Consider the following 22,521-nt stretch of genomic DNA (forward strand, 5'->3'; position numbering starts at 1 on the left):
GAAATTCTATGGCGAAGAATAAAATATCAATGGTTAGATTTTGATGCTTATAAATCATTCGAAAACCTCAAAGAAAAATTAAATTTTGTCCTGACTAATTTTGGAACTAAATACGACATTAAATTTTAACCATTACTTATATATGATTTAATTCCATAAAAAAACAGTAGTAAATTAATCACTACTGTTTTTTATATTCATAGGAGAATTTTATTTTCTATTGTCGCTTTCTACCGGAATCATTCTCGCTTTGTTTAATTCTTCTTTCTCAACCATGGCAAACAATTTAAATACAAGTAAAGAGCCGACCAAACCAAGAATAGACATAAAAATCCAATTCGTTTCATATCCCGAAAATTGAATGATTTCCATTCCTGATTTTGCACTCAAAATGTGAGCAAAACTATAGCTCATGGTAAAAGCAGCCATATATTTCCCTTCTCTTTGCTCATAGGATCTTTCCATAGCAAAAGAATTCGCAAAAGGAAACGTCAACATTACACCACAAGTCATAAACAGCATCATAGGAATCAACATACCTTCCCATGGATACAATAAGAATAAAAAGCTTGTAGCCATTAAGACCAAACCAAAAAAGATAACTCTATGGTTGTTGATTTTGTTTCTGCTCACGTAATTCACAATGGGAAGTTCAAAAAGCAAGATTAGCAAACCATTCAAGCTCAATAATAATCCACTATCAAATTCAGACATATTGAATTGTTCTTTGTGATACAAAGGTAAAGTGGTAAATATTTGAAAAAACAAGATTCCAGTTATCAAGCAAATAACTAAGTGCAGCATAAATGGTTTGTCTTTCGTAACTGAAATATTTTTAGGCAATGCTTTTTCGGTGGTAGATTTTATAGGTAATTGTTTTTCTTTTACGAAGAGTACAAAAACAATAATAGCTAAAATACAAGTAGCGCCATCTGCATAAAAAATAAACTCATATCCTGATTGCATGATAATTAAACCTCCTAAAACTGGTCCAAAAAGGAATCCTAAATTTACAGCTGCACGTGTTAATGAATAAGCACTTGCTCTATTTTCTTTAGTGGTAAAGGTTTTTAGACAAACCAACATAGCGGGACGAAACATATCCGCAATGATAGTTAGAATTAGTATGCCAATGCACATTTCTTCAAATGTTTTAGCATAATGAAGTAAAATAAATACAATTCCACTCGCAAATAAACTAAAAACCATGACTTTGTAAAAGCCAATCTTATCCGATAATTTACCACTAAGCCAGGTGCCTATGATGGAACCAATTCCGAAGAAAACCATTACCCAACCAATTTGGCTGTAACTAAAATGTAAGTTTTCTTTCATGTACTTTGACAGAAAAGGAATAACCATTGTTCCCGCTCTGTTAATAAATGTAATTAAAGTAAGAATCCAGACTTCTCTAGGAAAGTCTTTAAAATTGTTTAGGTAGTTTTTTATCATAATTAAAAATTTTTGGGGCAAAAAGATTTTTATAGCGACAAAAATAGATTTTTTTTTAGACGATGCAACATTGAAATGTTAAATTGTAGGCTCGTTATTTAAAAAAATTAACTCTCTAATTTTTGAAAATAAATTTTGAAAAAAATGATACATTTTTCAAATTTTAATCTAGATTTGCAACCTAACCCCAAATTAAAAAAATTATTATGAAAGGAAAATTGCACTTTATAGTTGCACTACTGTTCTTTTCATTTTCTTCTTACGCTCAACTTTATGGAGGAATTGAAATAGGTAGTAAAGGTGTTAAAATGACCGTTCTTGAAGTTGAAAACTTAAAGAAAAACAATTATGATGTTAAAGAATTTTGGACAGAAAACATTGGTATAGCAACGGGTATCTCAATAGATGGTACTTTATTCAAAGAGGATATTGAGCGTGCGGTAGCTGTTGTTTTATTGAACTACAACAAAATGCTTACAGAATACAAAATTGAAGATAAAAATATTTTCATAGTAGCATCATCTGGAGTTGGTTTAGCTACCAATACAAGCGAACTTACAGACAAAATCAAAGTTCTTACAAAAAAGAATGTTGAAGTAATTTCTTCTTCTTTGGAAGCTAAGCTTTTACTTAAAGGATGTATTCCTCCAAAAAACTATTTAAACTCTGTTATTGTTGACATAGGAGGGGGGAATACCAAAGGTGGTTACGCCAAAGAAATCAACTCTTCAGGGGTTTTCTTTCCAATCGCTGCTGATATCGGAACTGTAACCTTGACAGAGTTAATCAACAAAAGATGTAAGCAAAAAACCGTTTTTGAGTTTAATGAAGAAATGTTTAATTACTTGCCGACATTGCGTGAAACTTTCACAAAAATGTATACAAACAGACCAGAATCTCAACAAAAAAACAACGTGTACATTTCTGGTGGAGCTGCTTGGGCAATGTTTACTTTGCTTAATGGTACTGTTGCAGAAGAAAATTTTACTCCAGTAACTTATGACGATATTTTATCTATCAAAGCTATTGCAGAAAACAACTACCAACGTTTTGTCTTGGATGCAGAAAACAATGCTAATAAGAAAAAAGTATTAAAAACATACCAACAAAAAAACCTAATTGCCGCATTTAACCTTTTAGAAACCTGTCTTGAAGTAATTCCAGACATGAAAAACAAAAAGATTTTCTTTGCAAAACAAGGTCAAATTGCTTGGTTAGTAAGTTATGTATTCGATAATGCTAGAGGTGTAAAACAGATTTACTAAAAAAGTATTTAATCAATATATTAAATCCCATTCGTTTTTTTACGTTTGGGATTTTTTTATTTAACAACTGTTCCAATTTCAAAACTGAAACCAAATCAAAATAAAATGTTATTTTTGAGAAACTCAAAACTATGTTTAAAACTCGTAAAGATTTTGTTTTTGTCATTCTTGCTGGGATTTTTATCACCAATGCAGTCACTGCCGAATTGATTGGAGGTAAATTAATCCAAATTGGCCCTTTTGTGATGAGTATCGGGATTTTGCCTTGGCCTGTAGTATTCTTGACCACTGATTTAATCAATGAATATTTTGGTGAAAAAGGTGTCCGCAAACTTTCCTTTATCACAGCCTGTCTTATCGCTTATTCGTTTATCATTTTATTATTTGCGATGAGCATTCCCGCCGCCAAAGGAATTAGTCCAGTAAACGATGATCAATTTCAAGCGGTTTTTGGACAAAGTATGTGGATTATTGTGGGAAGCATCATTGCCTTTCTCGTTTCACAGCTCATCGATGTAACTGTATTTTGGTTTTTTAAAAACAGAACGGGAGATACTAAGATTTGGTTGAGAACCACTGGTTCTACCTTGGTTTCACAACTGTTTGATTCCTTTATAGTTTTAGGAATTGCCTTTTGGCTCCCTGGAAAAATCAATTTTGAAACTTTTCTAAGTTCTGCACTTACAGGTTATACCTTTAAACTTTCTATAGCTATTCTTTTAACTCCAGTAATTTATGCCGGACATCATTTTATAAAAAAATACCTATCCAAAGAAATCTAGTAAGGTTTGATTTTTTGATACGTTTTCCTTGGAATATCATTATTTTTGCAACAAATAAAAGAACCAAATAGTATCATAAATCAGGTTTTTTAAATCGCTTAAAATGAAGAAACTAACGTCCTGTATTTTTTTTGTTTCACTGTTTCTATACTTTAGCTGTAATAATAATAAAGGGGAATCACTGAATAACAAGTTAGAGGGAATTAACAAAAATGAAGCAATAAATGCAGAAAATAATTTGCAAACGGATTCAAACAGTACCGTTGTTTCTGAAAAAAACTTCAATTCAGAATCCAGAGATTTTCGAATAAGCGATGAGGAGGTTAGTTCAAAAAAAGAAGATGCAATTTTGAAAAAAGAAAATGCAATTGTCGAAAAAATTATTGAATCACCTTTGAAAAAATTATTTAAATATGGTGAAATTGGAAAAACGTACACCAAAAAAGAGCTGATTGAGCAATACAATTTCCCCAAAGAATCCATAAGATTTATAAAAAATGTCACATATACGGGACACAATACCCTTTATTTCAACTGGGGCTCTACTTGGTTTATAGAAAAAATTTCGGATGCAAAATTCCAGAACGGGCCGATGATCTTTGATTTTAAAAAAGATAAAACAATAATAAAAGGAGGGGCAATTGGTATTAAATACAAAAGAAAAATTTATACTGAATTAATTATTAAAAAAGACAATGCCTATATCCCTTCTGTCAAGGGGTTTTACTGGGAAATTAAAAAGTAATGAAAAAAGAATTGCAACGTTGCGGCTGGTGTAACTCTAGCGAATTGTACCAAAAATACCACGATGAAGAATGGGGAAAACCTGTATATGATGATGCCACTTTATTCGAATTTTTGCTCTTAGAAACTTTTCAAGCAGGTCTGAGTTGGATTACCATTTTAAATAAAAGGGAAAACTTCCGTTTAGCATTTGACTCTTTTGATTATAAAAAAATCGCCCAATATTCTGATGATAAAATCCAAGAATTACTACAAGATGCAGGTATCATCCGAAACAAACTCAAAGTATATTCAGCAGTAACCAACGCTCAAAATTTTATAAAAATACAAGAAGAATTTGGAAGTTTTTCGCAATACATTTGGGGTTTTGTAGACCATAAACCTATAGACAATTTCCCTAAAAGCTTGAAAGACGTTCCAGCTACTTCGCCGATTTCGCATGCGATAAGTAAGGATTTAAAAAAACGAGGATTTAAATTTGTCGGTTCCACAGTAATCTATGCGTATATGCAAGCCACTGGCATGGTCAATGACCATGTTGAAGATTGTTGGACTAGGAATTAAGCTTCGGCATTCTTTTTGTGAAATTCAACAATTAAACCTACAAACTTTAAACTTTAAACAAAAAGTATAAACTAAAATCTTTATATTTGCTTCACACTTTAGGGGTGTCTACAACTGTAGGCTGAGATTTTACCCTCTGAACCTGATCTAGTTCATACTAGCGTAGGGAAAAGTAAGATGACTTCCTTGTACCATAATTGGGTACAATCGTAGCCATTCCTAAGGTATACTTATATACTAAACTCAAAAGGAATGGAACTAAAAATCAACAACCAAACAAAACAATTCGATGCCGAAAACCTAACGGTTCAAGCGCTCATTGACTTGGAAATTCCAGAAAACCAAAACGGAATTGCCCTAGCCATTAACTATACCGTCATTCCAAAATCCAATTGGAATACCCATCTCATCAAAGCAACCGACGAAATTCTCATCATCACAGCCACTCAAGGCGGATGATTTGGGCGTGACCCCATTTGCAAAAGGCGCTATTCAACGCACCCTTTAGAGCGCGCCTTTTACAAATGCGGTCGGGCTATACGCGCTACTTCGGTAGCCAGCTTCTATCCCAATGTCATTAAGTTAAGAGGATAAAGAAAAAAATAGCACGCAGATTCAACAGATTTTAACTGATTTTTCTGCGCAAATCTGCGAAATCTGCGTGAAAACAATAAGAGTAATTCCTTAACTTAATGACATTGGCTTCTATCCCTCACACAAAAAAAAACAAACCCTTTTCAAAAAAATAAGAAAAAACTAAAACTATGAGCAACCAAGACAAGATCTCAAAAACTCCATTTCCAAACTCCAGAAAAGTATACATCGATGGAGAAATTCATTCCATAAAAGTAGCAATGCGTGAAATTTCATTAGCGGACACTAAGCTATATAATGGTCGAATAGAAAAAAATCCAGCTGTAACAGTTTATGATACTTCAGGCCCTTACACAGATCCTAACATTCAAATTGATGTTCGCAAAGGATTACCTCGAATCCGCGAACAATGGATTCTGGACCGTAATGATGTAGAAGAACTAACCGAAATCTCTTCCGAATACGGAAAATCACGTTTGAATGATCAAAAGTTAGATCACTTGCGCTTCGAATATTTACACAAACCCATGCGTGCCAAAAAAGGCGCCAATGTTACCCAATTACATTACGCCAAACAAGGCATCATTACCCCAGAAATGGAGTACATAGCCATTCGAGAAAACCAACGTATCGAACAACTAAACGAGCAAACCAAAGCAATGCAGTGTCAACATAATGGTCATAGTTTTGGAGCCAACACACCTAAATCAAAAATCACAGCGGAATTTGTTCGTAGCGAAGTAGCGAGAGGGCGTGCTATTATCCCTAATAACATCAACCATCCTGAGAGTGAACCGATGATTGTAGGACGTAATTTTTTAGTAAAAATTAACGCTAATATTGGCAACAGCGCAGTTACCTCATCAATCGAAGAAGAGGTGGAAAAAGCCGTTTGGGCTTGCCGTTGGGGTGCTGATACCATTATGGATTTATCTACAGGAAAAAACATTCACGAAACCAGAGAATGGATTATCCGTAATTCCCCAGTTCCCATCGGCACGGTACCGATTTACCAAGCCTTAGAAAAAGTAAACGGAATCGCAGAAGATTTAACCTGGGAAATTTTTCGTGATACCTTAATCGAACAAGCCGAACAAGGCGTTTCTTATTTCACCATTCACGCTGGTGTTTTATTACGTTACATTCATTTGACCGCTAATCGTGTTACCGGAATTGTCTCTCGTGGCGGTTCGATTATGGCCAAATGGTGTTTGTTTCACCACAAAGAAAACTTTTTGTACACCCATTTCGAGGAGATTTGCGAAATTATGAAACAATATGACGTTGCCTTTTCATTAGGCGACGGATTGCGTCCAGGTTCAATCGCCGATGCCAACGATGCCGCACAATTCGCCGAGTTAGAAACACTGGGCGAACTAACAAAAATTGCGTGGAAACACGACGTTCAAGTCTTTATTGAAGGCCCCGGTCACGTACCTATGCACATGATTAAAGAAAATATGGACAAGCAATTAGAACATTGTGACGAAGCGCCATTTTACACTTTGGGTCCATTAACCACGGATATTGCTCCTGGTTATGACCATATCACTTCTGCCATTGGAGCCGCTATGATTGGCTGGTACGGCTGTGCAATGTTGTGTTATGTAACACCAAAAGAACACCTTGGATTACCCAACAAAAAAGACGTAAAAGATGGTGTGATTACTTATAAAATTGCCGCACATGCAGCCGATTTAGCCAAAGGTCACCCTGGCGCTCAATACCGCGACAATGCGCTGAGCAAAGCCCGTTTCGAATTCCGTTGGGAGGACCAATTCAATTTGTCATTAGATCCAGATACTGCTCGAGAATTTCACGATGAAACCTTGCCTGCTGATGGTGCAAAAGTGGCTCATTTCTGCTCGATGTGTGGGCCAAAATTCTGCTCAATGAAAATTTCTCAAGAAATTCGTGACGTTGCCGAAGCCGAGAAAGGAATGGCTGCGAAATCTGAAGAGTTTATCGAACAAGGAAAAGAAATTTATATTTAGAATTAAGATTTGAGTAGTAAGCATCAAGACTTACAATGACTATTTGCATCTTAATAGATTTCAATATGATAGTAATCACAAATCCAATTGCTAAACCCAATGAAATGAACCTCATCCATTCTCTTTTCGAGAATGGATTGGAGGTACTTCATATTCGGAAACCTGATTTTTCAGCGGCAGAAATGAATGCTTTCTTATCGAAGATTGCAATAGCTTTCAGACCCCGATTAGTCTTGCACAGTCACCATGAATTGGCTTTGAGATTTGGAATAAGTCGCATTCATTTTACAGAAAAAAAAAGAATAGAAACCCCCGAAGCACATTTAAAAAAATGGAAAAAAAGGGGATATACTCTATCCACCTCCATTCATCAGCGGGATGATGTAGAACAATTATCTAATGCATTTGATTACGCATTTTTCGGACCCGTTTTTGAAAGTATTTCTAAACCAAACTACCGTTCGAATGTAGACTTTGAAAAAGAATTGAAACTAATAAAAAACAAAAAACCAAGATTAGTCGCACTAGGAGGAATTACACCTCAAAACAGCAAAACTGCTTTGGAATATGGTTTTAATGATATAGCGCTTTTAGGCTGTATTTGGAACAGTAATCAACCTATGGAAAATTTTAAATTATGTCAAAAAAACGCCCATTTGTTGTAAGTATAGCTGGCTTAGACCCTTCTGCAGGTGCAGGGGTTTTAGCAGATATAAAAACATTCGAACAACTTCGAGTGTATGGCTTTGCTATTAGTACGGCAAACACCATTCAAACCGAAAATGAATTTGCAGCGATACAATGGACGGATTTGGATTTTGTTTTGCAATCTGTTCAAACAATATGTACTACTTATGACGTAAAAGCCATAAAAATTGGAATTGTACCTTCTTTAGATTTTTTAAAAGCAATCGTTTTTTTGATAAAAAAGTGCTCACCAGAGACCAAAATAATTTGGGACACGGTTTTAAAATCCAGCACTCAATTTGATTTTTTAACTATTGAAAACCAAGCTATTCTAATTGATATACTGAAAGAAATTGATTTGATTACCCCTAATTACAATGAGATTTTTCAATTTTCTTCAAAAGGATGTAATGCAGAAACAACAGCCATTTTACTTTCAAAACATTGTCCCGTTTTGTTAAAAGGAGGCCACAATCCAACCGAAATTGGCTTTGATTATTTGTATTTAGAAAATAAATATTTCAAATTGGCGCCAAACACGACTGATATTTTCGACAAACACGGGTCAGGTTGCGTGTTATCGTCGGCGATTACAGCCCATTTAGCTTTGGGACAAGAACTAAAAACGGCTTGTACCAATGCCAAAATATATATAGAAGCCTACTTACAATCTAACACCTCTAAACTAGGGTATCATTATGTACAATAAATTACAATATATTTCTCAAGGAAACACAGTCCAAGAACAATTGTCCAATATTCGCAAAGCATTGGATAATGGTTGCCAATGGATTCAATTGCGTTTCAAAAATGCTTCAACCACTGAACTCTTTGATGTTGCAGAAACCGCAAAACTATTATGCGATGTTTTTTCTGCTTATTTAATAATAAATGACAATGTACATCTAGCAGAGCAATTAGATGCCGATGGAGTTCATTTAGGCTTGAGCGATATGAACGTTGCAGCAGCGAAAAGCATTTTGGGTAATGCAAAAATTATAGGTGGTACTGCGAATACTTTTGAAGACGTATTGCAAAGAGAAGCTGAAAAATGCGATTATATTGGTTTAGGGCCATTCCAATTTACAGCAACAAAAGAACAATTAAGTCCCATTTTAGGGTTAGAAGGCTACCGCAACATTATCGAAAAGATGCAAGCTAAAAAAATACAAATTCCCATTTATGCCATTGGAGGAATTCAACTTAAAAACGTTGAAAGTATAATGGAAACTGGCGTTCACGGAATTGCTGTTTCGGGTTTAATTACCCAAAGTAAAAAACCTAAGCAATTGATTACTCAACTTAACGGAAAATTATATGTCAGCATTTAAAATAGCAGATAAAACATTCGAATCCCGCTTGTTTTTAGGAACAGGAAAATTTGGTTCTAACACCGAAATGGAAGCAGCAATTTTAGCTTCCGAAAGCGAATTGGTTACAATAGCATTAAAACGTATCGATTTAGCAACCGAAACCGATGCGATTTTGGCACATCTCAAACATCCACGAATTAATGTATTACCCAATACTTCGGGAGCAAGAAACGCCAAAGAAGCCATTTTTGCAGCACAATTAGCTAGAGAAGCCCTGGAAACCAATTGGCTCAAACTCGAAATTCATCCGGATCCAAGGTACTTGTTGCCCGACCCCATCGAAACGCTAAAAGCAACAGAAGAACTAGCCAAATTAGGATTCATTGTCTTGCCGTACATTCATGCAGACCCTGTTTTGTGCAAACATTTGGAAGACGCTGGTACATCAGCTGTGATGCCTTTGGGGTCTCCCATTGGAAGTAACAATGGCCTGAAAACCATCGATTTTTTAGAAATTATTATCGAACAAAGTAAGGTTCCTGTAATTATTGATGCAGGAATTGGAGCACCCTCAGATGCCGCAAAAGCAATGGAAATAGGTGCCGATGCCGTATTAGTAAATACAGCTATTGCCGTAGCGGGAAATCCAAAATTGATGGCCGAAGCTTTTAAAGAAGCTGTTATTTCTGGAAGAAAAGCGCACGAAGCAAAACTGGCCAAACAATACAAACAAGCGGTTGCTTCTAGTCCTTTGACAGCGTTTTTATACGAGTAATTTTTAAATTGGCACGCAGATTTTACAGATTTACGCAGATAAAATGAAAACCTATTTAAAAAAATCTGCTTTCATAAAAAAACTATCCTTCAAAGAAAATACTAATAAAATGACAGAAAATGAAATATCATTCAAAATAAGAGGAGCTATTTTCAAGGTTTACAATACTCTTGGACCAGGTTTATTTGAATCTGTATACGAAAGCGCTTTGTATTATGAATTAACTAAAATGGATTTAAAAGTTGAAAGGCAAATTGCAATCACTATTCCTTATGACGGAATCACGTTAGATGTAGCCTTTAAAATTGATTTACTTGTTGAAGACAAAGTCATTATTGAGCTAAAATCAGTTGAAGAATTAGCGCCAATTCATTACAAACAAACTACCAATTATTTAAAATTGACAAATAAAAAACTGGGGATTCTTGTTAATTTCAACACTGTAGCTATTCTAGAAGACATAAAACGAATAGCCAATAAAGTATAAAATTAGCTCACAGATTACGCCGATTTTAGCAGATAAAAAACAGTGAAATCTGCTTACCACAAACAGCAAGGTAATTCCTGTGGTAAAAAATAAAAAGATAAAAAAATCTGCAAAATCTGCGTGCCACAAAAAGCAACTCAATTGTTGCTGCAAAAAATAAAAAAAGATAAAAAAATCTGCGTGCAAAAAAACAAGAAAAATGTCAGAAAAAAAATATAAAATAAAAAATTTCAAATCAATTTTCGAACAACACAGCTGGGACAAGATTCAAACTAAAATCTATCAGACAACTTCCAAAGAAGTCGAACAAGCTTTAGCCAAAACCAAACGCAATCTCGATGATTTTCTAGCTTTGATTTCGCCTGCGGCTCAGCCTTATTTGGAACAAATGGCGCAAATAAGTCACGAGCTAACCAAAAAACGTTTTGGCAAAACCATACAAATGTATGCCCCTTTGTATTTGAGCAACGAATGCCAAAACATTTGTACCTATTGCGGCTTTAGTTTGGACAATAAAATTAAACGAAAAACATTAACCGATAGTGAAATAAAATTAGAAGTTGGTGTCCTAAAAAAACTAGGTTTTGACCATGTATTATTGGTAACAGGCGAAGCCAATTATACCGTAAACATCAACTATTTTCTCAATGCAATTGACCAAATCAAAAACGCTTTTTCAAACATTTCTGTAGAAGTGCAACCCCTTTCTCAAGAAGAATATGAACGGTTACACCAAGCGGGCGTCTATTCCGTTTTGGTCTATCAAGAGACATATCACCAAGAAGTGTACAAAAAATACCACACCAAAGGCAAGAAATCCAATTTTGATTTCAGGCTAGACACGCCAGATCGGATTGGCAAAGCAGGCATTCACAAAATTGGTTTAGGCGTGTTGTTGGGCCTGGAAGATTGGCGTACCGATAGCTTTTTCAATGCCTTACATTTAGACTATTTACAAAAAACCTATTGGCGTACCAAATATTCTGTTTCTTTCCCGCGCTTACGACCCGCCGAGGGCATCATCGAACCCAATTTTATTATGGATGACAAAGATTTGACCCAACTCATCTGCGCCTATCGTTTATGGAACGAAGATTTAGAAATCTCTATTTCGACCCGCGAAAACGAAAAATTCAGAAACAATAGTATCCCTCTTGGCGTGACGAGTATGAGTGCAGGTTCCAAAACCAATCCTGGTGGCTATGTTGTAGATCCACAATCCTTGGAACAATTCGAGATCAGTGACGAACGTACTGTAAATGAAATGGCCCAAATAATCAGCAACAAAGGCTATGAACCCGTTTGGAAAGACAACCCTTATTTTATCTATCAAAAATCATAGTCATAATTTGGGCGTGCCCCTACGTAAAAACTTCGGGTCGGGCTATCCGCTATATCTCTTGGGGCGAACCCCGCCCCAAGAGGATGCCGCTCCTATCCCTCACGCAAAACAACAGGAACTTAAGAGAAAAAAGAAAAAAACAGCACACAGATGCAACAGATTGTAACTGATTTTTCTGCTTAAATCTGCGAAATCTGCGTGAAAACATAACATTGCCTTCAAACATCAAGACTAACGACACTTTTTAAACCAAAAAACAAATGAGTATCATACAAGAATTTCTTCGCTATAATCGACAAACTAGGCTTCCCGAAATAGGCGATGAAGGACAAGACAAACTCAAAAAAGCCAAAGTTCTAGTGATCGGAGCAGGAGGCTTAGGTTGTCCTATTTTGCAATACATCGCTACTGCAGGAGTAGGAACCATTGGGATTATAGATTTTGACAAAATCGAAATCCACAACCTTCATCGGCAAATTTTATACACCGAAGATCAAGTGGGTTTATCAAAGGCGTTGATGGCCAAAGAAAAATTAGAAGCGTTGAATCCTTTGATTAAAGTAGAAGCCCTTGAAGCGAAACTAACCATTGAAAACGCCGCAACAATCATTCAAAAGTACGATGTCGTTGTGGATGGATCGGATAATTTTGCTACTCGTTATTTAGTAAATGACACCTGTGTTATTTTAGGAAAATCTTTAGTTTACGGAAGCATCTTACAATTCGAAGGGCAAATGGCTGTTTTCAATCATAAAGGAAGCAAAAATCTTCGGGATTTATTTCCTGAGCCCCCCGATCCAAAAACAGTACCCAATTGCAATGTAAATGGTGTATTGGGCACACTTACCGGAATGATAGGATGCATGATGGCGCACGAAACGCTAAAATTGATTATGGATTTGCCTACTTTACAAAATGAATTACTACTGTTTTCTACCCTAAATTGGCAATTTAACAAACTGCGGTTTTAATGGAGTTTAGCTTTTCAAAAAAATAATAGGGGTATCACGTCAAACAAAAGCGTGATGCCTTTTATTTTGATTTCAAAATACTCATAAAATCGGCTCGTTCAATTTCTACACAACCCAAACTGGCTAAATGATCATTATATACTTGACAATCCAAAAGTCGGTAGTTGTTGATTTTAAGGTGATGTACCAATGCAATAAAAGCAACTTTGGAAGCATTAGAAACCAAAGAAAACATACTCTCTCCACAAAAAATATGTCCTAAATCAACACCATACAATCCTCCGACCAATTGATTGTCTTGCCAAACCTCAACTGATTTTGCAATACCTAATTCGTGCAATTTACAATAAGCCTCAATCATATCGTTTGTAATCCAAGTTCCTGTTTGTCCATCGCGTTTTACTTGTTGGCAATGAGCAATAACCGCTCTAAAATCCTGGTTAAAAGTGACTTTAAAGATATTTCGATTCAAAATGTTCCGCATACTTTTTGACACCACCAAATCCTCTAGAAAAAGTACCATTCTTGGATTGGGCGACCACCAAATAATAGGTTGATCTTCTTCGAACCAAGGGAAAATTCCACTTGAATAAGCCAACTGTAAACGCTCTGGAGATAAATCACCTCCAATAGCCAATATCCCATCAGCATTTGCCTCAGAAACAGGTGGAAAAAATAAGTTTTTAGATAAATGATACATCTTTTACGTTCAATAATTTAACTACAAATGCCGTCAAAAAAAAATCCAAATCCCAACACAACTTAATGCTTTGGAATTTGGAATATAGAATTTGAAATTTATTCTTTTAGAAAGGTAAATCGTCTGCTTCTTCCTCATTAAAATTAGTTGCTGGAGCAAAAGTTTCTGCCGCTGGCATTGGTGGTGCTTGAGCAGGAGCTGCCGCTGCAACTGGAGCTTGTTTTTCAATTCTCCATCCTACAATAGTATTAAAGTGTTTTACTTCGCCTTGAGGACTCACCCATTCTCTCCCTCTTAAATTGATAGAAACTTTTACTGGCTCCCCAACTGCATAACTATTCAATAAATCGGTTTTGTCTTGTTGAAATTCAATCGAAATATGTTGTGGGTATTGCTCATCAGTAGTTACTACAACTTCTCTCTTTTTAAAAGAAGCACTTACTTGTTGCACGGGGTTGATTACTTTTACTCTTCCTAAAACTTCCATAATACTTAAAATTTACTTTTTGGCTAATAATAACTTCCAAGCCTCAATAGCTTTTCCGTTAACTAAATACTCTTTTGCTTTTTGAAATTTCTTATCCATATCGTCGGCACTGAGGACCGCTTTGACATCAAAATTTTCTTTTACAAAGATAGTAATTTCTTCTTCTGTTGGAATTTTTTCTATGTTTCCTAATTTACCTAAGTCATTCCCATCAAAATAAGCACTTTCTCTAATAAAATCAGGGATAGCATCTACGCCAATACCCAACGTATTTAAAGGTTTTTCGACCTCAAAAAGACCTTCGTTCGATCTAGAATACCAATTTCCGCCTAATCTTGAAACCAAATCAATTTTGTGTTGATCAATCGCTCCATTACTATCCAAAATCGACTCATCGATGTGCAACTTTACTACTTCGCACAAAACTAAATTACCCGCTCCGCCTTCTGTTCCCAAAGCAATAATTTGAGTGACTTTACATTCAAACTGCACAGGAGATTCTTTTACGCGAAAGGGCTTTACGATGGTTGAAGGAATGGGAGTAAATCCCGATTTTAAAAATTCATTCACCCCTTCTGGATATTCAGTACTCGACAAAGAAGTTTGCTGCACCATATCATAATTTACTACATTTATAACCACTTCGCGAGTAGTTTCAGCATTTTGCAACGTATGTTTTATTGTATTATCTCGAACTCGACGAGCTGGTGAAAAAACCAAAATGGGAGGATTGGCACTGAACACATTAAAAAAACTAAAAGGAGATAAATTTGGCACTCCTTTACTGTCTATTGTGCTGGCAAAAGCAATGGGTCTTGGACCAACTGAACTTTGCAAATAACCTTGTAGCTGAGCGGTAGGAATACTTTTGGGATCTATAGTTACCATAAATTGAAGTTAAAGCGCTATTTTGTTTTCACAAAAGTAAAATACAACCATCATAAATTCGTTATATTTATAGTTAAAAAAAGAAACTTATGCCCTTTTCAAACAAAAGAAACACCTCACGATGGATTATTATTGCTTTCTCGTTCTGTTTGGTTTCTTTAATTTTATGGAATACGTATACCTTTTTTCAAATTTTTAAAAATGAAGAACGGTTAAAAATGAATCTTTGGGCAAATGCTCAAAAGACGTTAATCAATGCCGATGAAAACACAGATGTAGATTTGCCACTTCTTATTTTTAGCAATAACACCTCTATTCCAATCATGCTTACTGAGAAAGACAGCATCATCAATGCAGTGAATATCGATACGACAATTATCCAAAATTCAAAAAAATCAAGACTCTTTTTAGAAAAATTAAAAGGTGAAAATGAGCCTATTCACATTGTTTATGCTCCAGGAAGAGTTCAAAAACTTTATTATGGCAACTCTTCGCTTTTAAATCAATTAAAATACTATCCCATTGCCTTACTACTCATCATTGTCTTGTTTGCGGCTTTAGTTTTTAATTATTACAAAAGCACTAAAATGGCGACCCAAAACAAGCTTTGGGCAGGAATGGCCAAGGAAACAGCTCATCAAATTGGCACTCCATTGTCTTCTTTGATTGGTTGGATTGAGCTTTTAAAAACCGAAGACATACCAGAAAGTACGACCAAAGAAATAGAAAAAGATATTGAACGTTTGCAAACCATTACTGATCGTTTTTCAAAAATTGGTTCAGAACCTAAACTCGAAACTAAAGATATAGTTTCAGAAACTTTACTTTCTTATGACTATTTACAATCTAGATTTTCTAAGCAGATTGAATTTTCAATTTCGGCACCTCAAAAAAACATTTTAGTACAATTGAATCCTACTTTGCATAGCTGGACCATAGAAAATATGGTTAAAAATGCCATTGATGCAATGAAAGGGAAAGGCAAATTACATTTAGCCATTGAAGAAGAAAACGACAGTGTGAAAATTACCATTTCAGATACTGGAAGCGGCATTCCAAAAAATCAATTTAAAAAAATCTTTGAGCCTGGCTATACGACCAAAAAAAGAGGATGGGGATTAGGCTTGTCCTTAACCAAACGCATTGTTGAAGATTATCACAAAGGAACAATAAAAGTATTGCAGTCAGAAGTAGGAAAAGGAACAGTAATGCAGTTAATTTTTGTAAAATTCTGATTTTATTGGCTTTAAGATTCTTTTTCGATTAATTTTAAGGGATAACTTAAAAAATAGACTTATGGAATTTTTGTATTTTCTTTTGATCGGTGCCATTTCAGGATGGCTAGGTGGACAACTTTGGAAGGGTAGCGGCTTTGGTTTATTTGGTAATATCATTGTGGGTATTGTTGGTAGTATCATCGGAGGTTGGCTTGCTGGAAAATTAGGAATTGGAGGCGGAGGTCTCCTTTGGCAAATTATAATAGCTGCTGGAGGTGCTTGGGTTTTGCTATTCTTAATAAGTTTATTCAAAAAATAGACTTCAAAAACTCATTATATAAAATGGATTTCAAATCGAAATCCATTTTTTTTTTTTAGACCTATCAAAAAGATTAATTTACCGGTAAACCGAACCAAGTTACTTTGCTAAACATTGCTTTTCGAGCCAGTTTGCCTTTGCTTAAATATTCGTCTACAAATTTTTCCTGCTCTTCAATTTGTACTAATAATTCGGATAAGTTTTTACGAAAAGCTATCAAAGTTGCTCTATTGCTATCGTTAAGAGTGCCAATAGCATCCAAATCTTTTTGACATTTTACTACTTTTGCTTTGGGTGCTGCAATCATTTCTCTAATTGTATCATCAGACAAAGTTGGTTTAAACTTTTTATTTCTGTAAAAAATAAAATCATTGAACATAGCTGTTGCAGCATTACTTTCTTCTACAATCAAATTCAATTTTTCAACCGCTTGATTGTTTCTCTTTCCTGATAATTCGTTCTTTTTATTTTCGAAATAGTCTTTTATTAACTTCGTTGACACACCATTCGCTTCCACTCTGCTAATACATTCAAATAACTTAACCTCTTCAGACTTTTGCTTTAACTTCTCTATTTCATCAGCGAAATTAAAAACTGGTTTGGCTGTATTGACTATTATTTTACCTGAAATAAATTCAGCATTACTAATAGGATATCGGGACAATTGCCATAAATAATCAAAGGGCATATGGGTTTCCAACATTGCTTTCGGTGGCGTTTTGAAATAAAAATTATTGAGCTTTTTGGCAAAAACACCATTGTTTACGCTGCCTGCACCCCAAGTTGGGTCAAACAACAACCACTTGCCGTCACTCTTTACCGCACACCAAGCGTGAGGCAATGCTGCCACTTTACCAAATTGCTTGGTATATCCTTCAATGATTTCACTTTCAAAGCCTAATTGACTCACAATCGCATTAAAAAGTTCCGCATAATGTATACACACACCTTTTCTGGTGGTTAGCGTTTTATCTATTTTCTGTTCCGAAGTGTCGCTAAATTCAATATTCTCCATATTAGCCACATCATAACTAATATTAGATGCCACCCAAAAAAAAGTTGCTCTTAGCTTCTCATTTTCTGACTTAAAATTAGTAGCAATATAATCGGCAATACTTTTTGTGTTCTTTGTAGACGCTTTCGGAATCTTTGCCATTTTTGCGTCTATCAAAACAAAATTATCTTTCGTTTGCCCGAAGGTTAGTAAGGCACAAAAAAAGAGGCAATAAGGAAAAACGATTTTCATAATTGAGAATTGGTATAAAAAAAACACGAACAGCTTTCAAAGATTGCTATTCGTGTTTAAATATATGAAAAAAAGATTTTATAAATTCTGTTGAATCTTTGTTGCCAAAGTTTCGAATTCCTCTTTTGTCAAAGCGACTTTATTTTGAAAACGCATCTCGTTCATTTCATGAATCGGAATCAAATGTACGTGTGCGTGAGGTACTTCTAGTCCAATCACAGCCATACCTATTCGTTCACAAGGCACTGTTTTTTCTAGAGCAGCGGCTACTTTCTTTGAGAAACGCATCAATCCTAGGTACAATTCCTCATCCATATCAAAAAGCTTGTCAATTTCTTGCTTAGGAATACAAAGCGTATGACCAACTGCATTCGGATTAACATCCAAAAAAGCAAGAAATTGTTCGTCTTCTGCTACTTTATAGCAAGGAATTTCGCCATTTACAATTTTGGTAAAAATACTACTCATCACTATTGTTTTTAGTCGCGAGAAATTTCAATGATTTCAAACTTCAATACTCCGTTAGGTACAGTAATTTCAGCAACTTCGCCTACTTTTTTACCCAACAAACCTTTCCCGATAGGAGAGGTTACCGATATTTTTCCGGTTTTCAAATCCGCTTCACTTTCAGCTACCAAGGTATATTTCATTTCCATGCCATTCCCTTGATTTTTAATTTTCACATTCGAATGAACCAAAACTTTAGATACATCCAATTGCGACTCATCGATCAATCTAGCATTAGCATACACCTCCTCAAGTTTAGAAATACGCATCTCCAATAATCCTTGAGCTTCTTTGGCAGCATCATACTCTGCATTTTCAGACAAATCACCTTTATCTCTAGCATCAGCAATATCCTGCGAAGCTTTAGGACGCATCACTCCTTTTAGGTGATCCAATTCGTCTTTTAACTTTTTTAATCCTTCTGCTGTATAATACGATACTTTACTCATAACTTTTTGCGTTAATAATTAAGTGGTTTTTTCTTGTTTCCTTGCACATAAAACCAATGCAATACTATTGGTTTTCTTACGTTTCACATTACAATACCTGACAGGTATAAAATAGAAAAAATCCCATCAGGACGGGATTTCTTTCCGCAAATATACTATAATTTTTTTTATGCTATAATTAAATGTTAACCATAACCAATCCAAAGTTAAATAAATTAAATTTGTTTCACTAATCTTTGATGCTATTTTAAAATGATAAAAAAATTGCTTTTTCTATTCACAATCCTCCTGTTTACAAACTGTAGTACTAATGGAGGAACCAACAAAAACCCTTTCATTCCCAATTATTCTTTTACTGTAGATATCAATACTAGTTTGCCTGCTTATTCTAACTTGAAATTTGCGAGTAATGCCGTTTTTTATCCAGGAGCAGGCGCTCGGGGGCTTATCGTTTTCAATACAGGGAGTGGTTATAACGCGTTCGATGCCGCTTGTCCTAATCAAGCACTAAGCAGTTGTTCAACCCTAACTATCAAAGGAATCAACGCGGTTTGTCCCTGCGACAGCAAAGAATACAGCTTATTTACCGGTTTAAGCGACCTACAATATCCCCTAAAACAATACCGCGTAGAAGTTATCGGAAGCGTGATTAGAGTGTATAATTAATAGTTGGGCGTGCCACCTCACCACAAAGGGGGCCACTCAATTTGCTGGTGAGTCGCCCCCTTTGTCATGAGCTGTCGTGCTATCCGCGCTACTTCGGTAGCTAGCTCCAAATGAAATTCACTGAACTCCTATGAAGATAAATGTATCGTGAAGTAATCACTCACGCGCAATGTCATTAAGTTAAGAGATTTTTGATTGTAGATAAACGATTCTTGATTTTAGATTTTTGTGCTAATAAATAGGAAAAACTAGTTTTTTCAATGGTTTACACACACATCAGAAATCAAGAATCGTTATTCAAAAATCAGCAATCAAATTATTGATTATTCCTTAACTTAATTACATTGCACTCACGCGGGTAAAGGGTAAGCGATTTCGAAACTACAATTTATAACTTACAGACAACATAAATACTCTTGGCAATACGAAAGTACTTCGTTCGCTAATCAAGTAATCCGAAAAGGAATAATCATTTTTTACGTTGGCATTCAATACATTATTGACTGTTACTTCAAAACCAAAAGGGCTGTTTTTCTTCTGATAGCGCAAAGAAGTATTGGCAATATCATAAAAATTACGTTGTTGATTAGCGTTGGTATTACTAGTGTTTTCGTAGGCTAATTTGTAGGTCCAAAAGTTAAAAAAAGTGATTTCAGCATCACCATTCCAAGTATCAGATTGAAAATTTGATTGTGTAATTCCTTTAAACTGACTAAAACCTTTTGTGTACCCCATGCTAATTGTTGGCCATTTCTTATAGGCTGTTTTAATCAAAAATCCTATTTTTTGGTTATTCCTATCATTTGAAGTTATCACTCCATTCAAGGTTTGCAAATAGTTGAACCAACTTAAACTCGTATTGAGTCGAAAATTAAAACGGTAGATTTTTTTAGTAAACGACCCATTCAAATTGTAATTCGTCTCTGGATTGTCTCTCAAAAAAGGACTATTGACTTGATTAATTCCTTGTAAAATCACTTCATTACGAATGGTCTTTTCTTTTTTAAGAAAGCTAGCCACGGCATTCCAAGTAATTCCGCGATACATATTCATTTTGGAATACCTCAAATTTGCGGAATGAAACTGTTCATTTTCCAACAAGGCATTCCCTTTAAAAATCAAATTATAATTTTGTAACGTGAACTGATCCGCTAACTGACTTACTTCAGGAAATCCTACTTCGAGTTTGTAATTAAAATTTAGGGTTTCTGATTTATTGAATTCAAATTCACTAGTCCATTGTGGCAACCAAACTTGCTTTTCTACCACTCTATCTCCAGAGGCTTGTTCGGTTTTCATAGCATACCAATGGCTATATAATGCAGGCTTATTCGTCCATTTTCCGATTCTAAATTTGTACTCCAACCCAATATAAGCATCATTGAGTTGATAGTTGATATCGTTACCAAAACCAGCAGTATTAAAATCATTAATAACATTGGTGGTCAAAACCTGTTTTTCGGAGGTAAACAACTGGGAGCGTCCGTTGTTGTTTCCAAAAATGGTATACAAATGATTGGCATTGTTTAACACCCAATAATGCTTAAAAAGTGCATCTATAGAATGGTTTTTTACCCTTTTGATTTGATCTATGGTATAAGTATTATCGGCTTGAATGGGAATGATACCTGTTAAAAAAGGTTGGTCTGTAAACCAACGCGTTTGTGGTGTATTTTTGTCATAAGCATGATTTACTACAAACGTAGAGGTATGCGCATCGTTATAACTTTTATGCCATTCTAGGTATTGTTTTATCGCGGTATTATCGGCTTGATTTAAGGTTTGAAAAACACTGCTCCCTAAATTGGTCACCGAATTAATAGTACTGTTCAAATCATTGGTACTCGATTGGTATTGCCCGTTGTAATACCATTTTTCTTTGGTATTAGGCGAATAATTCAATTTTATATTGGAAATTCCAAGTAACGAACGATTGTCCCCTTTTTGCAATTTGTTTTCAAAAGCTACAGCACTATTTTGCAAATAGTCGTTGCTACTCTCCGATTGAGAAGCGGCAAACACTTTTGAAAAAATGGAGAAACCAGAAATTTCTAGTTTACTTGATAAGTCATGGCTAAAATTGAGCGCCGCAAATTGTGATTTACTCTGTATAAGCTCATTTGTATCATTGGTAAAACTATACAAATTGGTAAACGATTTTCGTCCAGAAAGAAAACTACTCATTCCCCCACCAAAGCGCAACAAATCATCAAAAGTAAAGGTGCGTTTTCCAATGTTGTTGGCATCGCCTATAAAACTTAAATTGGTTTTTGGACTGTAATAAAATAAAGCGGCATGTGCCAAATAAAAACCATTATCGGCATTGCCAACTTCGGCTCCGGCTTCTACATCCCCAAAAACAAATTTCTTTTTATCCGCTTTAAGCTTCACATTCATGGCTAAATCCTCACTATCCGATACTTGCTTCATAAATCCCACTTCGTTAAAATGGTCTATAACTTCGATTTTATCCAATGCATCGGCAGGAATATTTTCTACCGCTAATTTGCTTCCCCCGCCAAAAAACGATTTTCCTTCTACTAGCATTTTGGTTACCTTTTTGCCTTGTACGGTAACATTTCCTTTTTTGTCTACTTCAACACCTGGCAACTTTTCTAAAACCTCTTTCATTTTACGTTCGTTTCCGTTTGCAAAACTCTTCACATCAAAAGTCATGGTGTCTTTCTTGATTATGATAGGCTTAAATTCATGTTTAATAACAATTTCTTTGAGTTGTTCGCCTGTTGGTTTTAATTTAAAATCGTGCGTAGCAATAACTGCATCTGCTTCAAGGATAAATACTTCCTCTACAAACCCAATATACGAAACTGTAATTTCATATTTTACCTCTTTCTCTAACTCTAAGCGGTAGCGCCCTTTATTATCAGCAATAGCAAACTTGAGGCTGGCATTTTCTTGCAACGGTTTTGCAATTACATTGGCGGATTCAAGTGGCTTGTTTGTATCCTCAGAAACCAAACCTGTTATAGTGCGTGATTGAGAGAAACACATAGTTGTGCATAAAAGAAAGCATAAGAGGATTTTGTGCATTGCAATTAATTTGACTGTCCC

At 35.3% G+C, this 22,521-nt stretch carries 24 protein-coding genes and 1 riboswitch; of the genes, 16 read left to right on the top strand and 8 right to left on the bottom strand.

Annotation, left to right across the window (positions count from 1 at the left end; genetic code table 11):
* Positions 1-210 precede the first annotated feature (210 nt).
* Positions 211-1,452 (bottom strand): MFS transporter, encoded by a 1,242-nt coding sequence (locus tag O9307_RS14390; protein ID WP_298300632.1) that lies wholly within the window; start codon positions 1,450-1,452, stop codon positions 211-213.
* 206 nt (positions 1,453-1,658) lie between these two features.
* On the opposite strand from O9307_RS14390, the gene O9307_RS14395 reads away from it, so the two are divergent.
* The 13 genes from O9307_RS14395 (at position 1,659) to O9307_RS14455 (ending at position 12,970) form a co-directional block, all read left to right on the top strand.
* Positions 1,659-2,717, top strand: a complete 1,059-nt coding sequence (locus tag O9307_RS14395) for an exopolyphosphatase (RefSeq protein WP_298300635.1) — start codon at positions 1,659-1,661, stop codon at positions 2,715-2,717.
* Between the two features lie 131 nt (positions 2,718-2,848).
* Positions 2,849-3,499, top strand: coding sequence for a queuosine precursor transporter (locus O9307_RS14400; protein ID WP_298300638.1), 651 nt, complete (start codon positions 2,849-2,851; stop codon positions 3,497-3,499).
* Between the two features lie 103 nt (positions 3,500-3,602).
* Positions 3,603-4,244 carry a hypothetical protein gene (locus O9307_RS14405; RefSeq protein ID WP_298300641.1) on the top strand — a complete coding sequence of 214 codons (642 nt, stop codon included), beginning with the start codon at positions 3,603-3,605 and terminating at the stop codon, positions 4,242-4,244.
* Positions 4,244-4,807: a DNA-3-methyladenine glycosylase I gene (locus O9307_RS14410; protein WP_298300644.1), complete on the top strand. Its 564-nt coding sequence runs from the start codon at positions 4,244-4,246 to the stop codon at positions 4,805-4,807. The genes O9307_RS14405 and O9307_RS14410 overlap by 1 nt, the downstream gene beginning before the upstream one ends.
* Before the next feature lie 90 nt (positions 4,808-4,897).
* Positions 4,898-4,993, top strand: a riboswitch (TPP riboswitch).
* 66 nt (positions 4,994-5,059) lie between these two features.
* Positions 5,060-5,266: a sulfur carrier protein ThiS gene (thiS, locus tag O9307_RS14415; RefSeq protein ID WP_298300647.1), complete on the top strand. Its 207-nt coding sequence runs from the start codon at positions 5,060-5,062 to the stop codon at positions 5,264-5,266.
* 305 nt (positions 5,267-5,571) lie between these two features.
* On the top strand, positions 5,572-7,395 hold the full coding sequence (gene thiC / locus O9307_RS14420; protein WP_298300649.1) for a phosphomethylpyrimidine synthase ThiC: 1,824 nt from the start codon (positions 5,572-5,574) through the stop codon (positions 7,393-7,395).
* 65 nt (positions 7,396-7,460) lie between these two features.
* The gene (locus tag O9307_RS14425) at positions 7,461-8,060 is read left to right on the top strand and encodes a thiamine phosphate synthase (protein WP_298300652.1); all 600 of its coding nucleotides are present in this window, start codon (positions 7,461-7,463) and stop codon (positions 8,058-8,060) included.
* Entirely contained in the window at positions 8,033-8,791 is a 759-nt protein-coding gene (locus tag O9307_RS14430) for a hydroxymethylpyrimidine/phosphomethylpyrimidine kinase (protein ID WP_298300655.1), read from the top strand. Before O9307_RS14425 ends, O9307_RS14430 begins: the two co-directional genes overlap by 28 nt.
* Positions 8,781-9,413, top strand: a complete 633-nt coding sequence (locus tag O9307_RS14435) for a thiamine phosphate synthase (protein WP_298300657.1) — start codon at positions 8,781-8,783, stop codon at positions 9,411-9,413. Before O9307_RS14430 ends, O9307_RS14435 begins: the two co-directional genes overlap by 11 nt.
* Positions 9,400-10,170 (top strand): thiazole synthase, encoded by a 771-nt coding sequence (locus O9307_RS14440; RefSeq protein WP_298300659.1) that lies wholly within the window; start codon positions 9,400-9,402, stop codon positions 10,168-10,170. The genes O9307_RS14435 and O9307_RS14440 overlap by 14 nt, the downstream gene beginning before the upstream one ends.
* A gap of 109 nt (positions 10,171-10,279) precedes the next feature.
* Entirely contained in the window at positions 10,280-10,657 is a 378-nt protein-coding gene (locus O9307_RS14445; protein WP_298300691.1) for a GxxExxY protein, read from the top strand.
* A gap of 220 nt (positions 10,658-10,877) precedes the next feature.
* Positions 10,878-11,999, top strand: coding sequence for a 2-iminoacetate synthase ThiH (gene thiH / locus O9307_RS14450; protein WP_298300694.1), 1,122 nt, complete (start codon positions 10,878-10,880; stop codon positions 11,997-11,999).
* 260 nt (positions 12,000-12,259) lie between these two features.
* Positions 12,260-12,970 carry a HesA/MoeB/ThiF family protein gene (locus tag O9307_RS14455; protein WP_298300662.1) on the top strand — a complete coding sequence of 237 codons (711 nt, stop codon included), beginning with the start codon at positions 12,260-12,262 and terminating at the stop codon, positions 12,968-12,970.
* A 61-nt stretch (positions 12,971-13,031) separates the two neighbouring features.
* On the opposite strand, the gene aat is transcribed toward O9307_RS14455, so the two are convergent.
* The 3 genes from aat to O9307_RS14470 form a co-directional block, all read right to left on the bottom strand.
* A complete protein-coding gene (gene aat / locus O9307_RS14460; protein WP_298300666.1) occupies positions 13,032-13,670 on the bottom strand; it encodes a leucyl/phenylalanyl-tRNA--protein transferase in 639 nt (212 codons plus the stop codon).
* Positions 13,671-13,776: 106 nt separating this feature from the next.
* Positions 13,777-14,157, bottom strand: coding sequence for a DUF3127 domain-containing protein (locus O9307_RS14465; protein WP_064715629.1), 381 nt, complete (start codon positions 14,155-14,157; stop codon positions 13,777-13,779).
* Positions 14,158-14,169: 12 nt separating this feature from the next.
* Positions 14,170-15,045: a flavin reductase gene (locus O9307_RS14470; protein ID WP_298300673.1), complete on the bottom strand. Its 876-nt coding sequence runs from the start codon at positions 15,043-15,045 to the stop codon at positions 14,170-14,172.
* 89 nt (positions 15,046-15,134) lie between these two features.
* Here O9307_RS14470 and O9307_RS14475 point away from each other — a divergent pair, with 89 nt between their 5' ends.
* Positions 15,135-16,280 (top strand): HAMP domain-containing sensor histidine kinase, encoded by a 1,146-nt coding sequence (locus O9307_RS14475; RefSeq protein ID WP_298300676.1) that lies wholly within the window; start codon positions 15,135-15,137, stop codon positions 16,278-16,280.
* 61 nt (positions 16,281-16,341) lie between these two features.
* On the top strand, positions 16,342-16,581 hold the full coding sequence (locus O9307_RS14480; RefSeq protein WP_298300679.1) for a GlsB/YeaQ/YmgE family stress response membrane protein: 240 nt from the start codon (positions 16,342-16,344) through the stop codon (positions 16,579-16,581).
* Between the two features lie 73 nt (positions 16,582-16,654).
* On the opposite strand, the gene O9307_RS14485 is transcribed toward O9307_RS14480, so the two are convergent.
* The 3 genes from O9307_RS14485 to greA form a co-directional block, all read right to left on the bottom strand.
* Positions 16,655-17,737, bottom strand: coding sequence for a transglutaminase domain-containing protein (locus tag O9307_RS14485; protein ID WP_298300683.1), 1,083 nt, complete (start codon positions 17,735-17,737; stop codon positions 16,655-16,657).
* A 168-nt stretch (positions 17,738-17,905) separates the two neighbouring features.
* Positions 17,906-18,295: an HIT family protein gene (locus O9307_RS14490; protein ID WP_298300686.1), complete on the bottom strand. Its 390-nt coding sequence runs from the start codon at positions 18,293-18,295 to the stop codon at positions 17,906-17,908.
* Between the two features lie 11 nt (positions 18,296-18,306).
* The gene (gene greA, locus O9307_RS14495; RefSeq protein ID WP_024980353.1) at positions 18,307-18,783 is read right to left on the bottom strand and encodes a transcription elongation factor GreA; all 477 of its coding nucleotides are present in this window, start codon (positions 18,781-18,783) and stop codon (positions 18,307-18,309) included.
* A gap of 252 nt (positions 18,784-19,035) precedes the next feature.
* On the opposite strand from greA, the gene O9307_RS14500 reads away from it, so the two are divergent.
* On the top strand, positions 19,036-19,449 hold the full coding sequence (locus tag O9307_RS14500; RefSeq protein WP_366100663.1) for a hypothetical protein: 414 nt from the start codon (positions 19,036-19,038) through the stop codon (positions 19,447-19,449).
* Positions 19,450-19,830: 381 nt separating this feature from the next.
* Here O9307_RS14500 and O9307_RS14505 read toward each other — a convergent pair.
* Positions 19,831-22,521, bottom strand: a 2,691-nt coding sequence (locus O9307_RS14505) for a carboxypeptidase-like regulatory domain-containing protein (protein ID WP_366100665.1), incomplete at its 5' end; no start/stop codon positions are given.

Origin of the sequence: Flavobacterium sp., assembly GCF_027531905.1 — a bacterium.
In the GTDB taxonomy this organism is placed as follows: Bacteria; Bacteroidota; Bacteroidia; order Flavobacteriales; family Flavobacteriaceae; genus Flavobacterium.